1 protein-coding gene is annotated in these 3,453 nt (G+C 54.1%); it reads right to left on the reverse strand.

Features of this window, described 5'->3' with window-relative positions; all coding sequences use genetic code 11:
* Window positions 1–297: 297 nt before the first annotated feature.
* On the reverse strand, window positions 298–2,868 hold the full coding sequence (locus tag QZ554_RS08225) for a TonB-dependent receptor (RefSeq protein WP_297195721.1): 2,571 nt from the start codon (window positions 2,866–2,868) through the stop codon (window positions 298–300).
* Between the last annotated feature and the right edge of the window lie 585 nt (window positions 2,869–3,453).

Raw genomic sequence — 3,453 nt, forward strand, 5'->3', positions numbered from 1 at the left:
TCCGCCTTGTACTTTCATTCTTCCCTATATCATCTTTTTGGAATAAATACATGACATTCTCTCGGGATAAGGGAGGAGTGTTTGTCTCACCAATATTTTATGCTGGTCAATAAAAAAGTGTAGGAGGGAACGCCTATGCCCTCACTCTCTTCCCTCCCAAGGCTCTAGGGTACAAATAATACTGCCCCTACTCTCGTCTCCTTGCTTCCTCCTGCTTGCTTAAAAGAGAAGCCCCAAGGCCATTCCCCGTATTGGGGCGATGACCTTGGGGCTGTAGAGCTTTAGCCTTATCTCGTCTTATAGATCGAGGGTGGCGGAGAGGTAGAGGCGACGGGGCTGGTTCGGCCCATAAATATAGGCTGAGGCTCGTCCTGGTCCCATATCGGTGTCACGCTGGAAGGAATTGAGGAAGTTCTGCACACCGGCCTCTAGAGTCAGCTTCACGAGCGAAGTGAGCTCAAAGGCGTAGCTTGCCCGAAGGTCAAGGTCTACAAATGGCTTCGCATTGTAGAGATAGGCATGCCCATCGGCGACCCCACGGTAGCGAGTGCCGTCCTGCTCAAACTCAAAGTGTCCATCGGGGCGGATCTTACCAGCAGGTACTCCGAGCTTGTCAAAGCCATCATAGGGCTCATGTGGTACCTTCATCCCACCGGTATAGGTGCCCGAGAGGGTAAGGCTTAGGGCGCGTGTGGGGTGAATGGTCCCTGTGAGGTAGCCATAGACATTGGGGGTACGTTCGTAGTCCTTGGTGGCTATACGCTTCTGACCTGTATCTGCATCCTCGCCGAAGAGTTCCTTTTCTTCTCCATAGAGGCTACGCTGGAGCGTGAGTCCACCCTGCAGCTCAAAGAGGCGGCGGTAGGCTAGCTTCCCCTCGAGATTGATCCCGTATACCTTGCTGGGGGCGCCCTTCATGTTCTGGATCGTGATCACGTGCTTCCCAGTGGAGGGATTGAGGACACCATCCTCGCTGTCTGGGGTAAACTTATTCTTAATGAAGGTAGCAAAGCCTTCACCCATGATGTTGAGTTGCCATCCACCGAAGGCGGTGTACCAGTCTGCCGATAGGCTTAGGCTGCGTGAACGCTCTTCCTTGAGATCCTTCCCTAGGACACGTTCCTTGGGCTCACCACCTGCCAGCTGTACGTGCATCTCTTCGTCGAAGAATTGTGGTGCACGGAAGCCCTCGCTGTACGAGAGACGTAGGCTAAGATCCTTCGTTGGGGAGAAGCGTACATTGGCACGAGGGCTTAGGATAAGCAGGGGATCGATACTTAGCTTACCACCCTGCAGTAGGCGCACATAGTCCAGACGGCCACCGAGGAGGACGCTCCAGCGGTCGTTCGTGTACTCGATCTGATCGTACTGGGAGAATGTCCAGGTGACTTGGTCGATAGCTTGTGAGCGGTATCCGCTCTTGTCCCGAAGGGTTGCATACGTACCCTCTGCCCCAGCAGTGAGAGTAAAGGAGCGGGGGAAGTGGTGGATGTAGTTACCACCCACCTGGGCATCTAGCCCCTTGGTCTCGCCGTAGGAGGTGAGGGCCTTTAGGGCTTCGTCGTATGCCTCTTGATACTTGCGTGCCTGCTCCTTCTCGAGGGCAGTTCCATTTTCATTTCCTCGGGGAAGGGTCTTTAGTGGATCTAGCAAGTCCCCAGCGTAGTCCCCGCCACCATAGTAGCTCTTACGCAGTACCTGCTGGGCAGATGCGTAGAGGCTAAACTGATCTTTGCCCGAAGCCGTAGCCTGATCAAACCGCAGACTTCCTCCATCGACGAAGTGCTGGAGGTACTCCGATATACGGGCTTGGAAGGGAGCTTCACTGAGGCGATCTCCCCCACGGCGGTACTCGTGCATGGAGCGATATTCCGCTGTGAGCTTGCTGTACATACCCGTCTTATAATAGGAGCGGAAGCCAAGGGCTCTATTCTTCAGCTCTGGTATATCAGTGAAGCTGTCTCCGTCGATATCGACCATCCCTCTGCGGGAGTGCTGGCCGAAGACCATCGCTGCAGCTCGGCGATCCTCTGTGACGAGAGCGCCGTTGAAGCTCGTGGTAGGCATCAGCGAAGTATAGCGGTGATCCGCACCCTCGTAGCTGGTGTAGCTGTGGCGCAGGCTAGCGGAGTTCCTCAGAGGCTCACGTGTGATCACGTTGATGACCCCTCCGACGGCATTTGCGCCGAAGAGTGCCGAGCCCCCTCCTCGGATGACTTCCACACGTTCGATCATAGATGAGGGGATCTGCTCCAGACCATACACCCCTGCCAGCGCACTGAATACGGGGCGACTGTCGATGAGGATCTGCGAATAGGCACCCTCGAGTCCGTTGATACGTACTTGGTTGAACCCACAGTTCTGACAGTTATCCTCTATTCTAAGCCCTGGCTGGAAGCGCAGGCCTTGGCTGAGGTTCTCTGAGTGAGTCTTTTGGAAGACCTCTTGGGAAAGTACTGTGACGAGACTAGGGGCACTACGGCGCAGGGTCTCGTGGCGGTTGGCAGATACGACTACGCCATCCAGGTCAATAGCCTGCTGGCGAAGGTACAGGTCGAGGTGCCTACTATGTCCAGCCTCTATAGCTACGCGGCTACTCTCAGCTGCATAGCCTACTAGGCGAGCCTCTAGGGTGTAGGTGCCTGGACGAAGGCGGGGTAGACTAAAGGCTCCATTAGCGTCTGTCGTCGTGCCGATAGTAGTACCCTTGATGATCACTTGGACGTTAGGAAGGGCTTCGTGTGTCGAAGCGTCTACGACGGTGCCCACGATACTTCCTGTTGCCTCAGAGTGCTGAGCGGCCAGCTGAATCCCACTCGATAGGAGGAGTAGGAGAGCAAGCATCACTCGGTGTAGCATACTCTTCATGATGGATATAAATTAAATGATTACATGTCCCAAGGCTGTGCCTCCTCCTCGCATAGACGCAGTTCTCCCCCTAAGGTACATGTCCTATGGAGATGTCGTAGGGGAATGCTCGTCTGCTCGAGCAAGTGGCATGGCTAAGGCCCAGTGGGGCTCTTCTCCGCAGTCTTAGTCGTTGCAAAGATAGCGAAGAGGAGCGTTCTACCGTGCCTTTTGCCCAAAAATACCTAGCAAAGGGGAGATTTTTCCCCTCAATCCTCCTTCATTCCTACCTAGCTAAGGGTGGGGGAGTGCCTTTTCGCTCCTTGTCATCGAGCCGAGGATGCTGTGCTGGAGCTTTCCCTAGTACCTCTAGGGAGGTTCCCCCACTACCTTGCAGGAGGTTTGCCCGCTACCTCGGAGGAGGTTTGCTCGCTACCTCAAGGAGCTTTTCTCAGTATGTCTATCTTGCTTTCTTTCAGTTCTTTCTTTGGGGATTGGGGTGTGCTTTCTTAGAGGGGGTGAGGTAAGGTCGATTGGAGATTTGAGAATATGTAAAGACAATAAATATTGATAAAAGTTTAATGTGTGGGCAAGAAACTCTACCGA

This window comes from uncultured Porphyromonas sp. (assembly GCF_915070105.1).
Lineage (GTDB): Bacteria > Bacteroidota > Bacteroidia > Bacteroidales > Porphyromonadaceae > Porphyromonas.

What these genes read in the sequence shown, in the direction of transcription:
- QZ554_RS08225 (WP_297195721.1), bottom strand. Translation starts at nt 2,868, where the DNA reads ATGAAGAGTATGCTACACCGAGTGATGCTTGCTCTCCTACTCCTCCTA.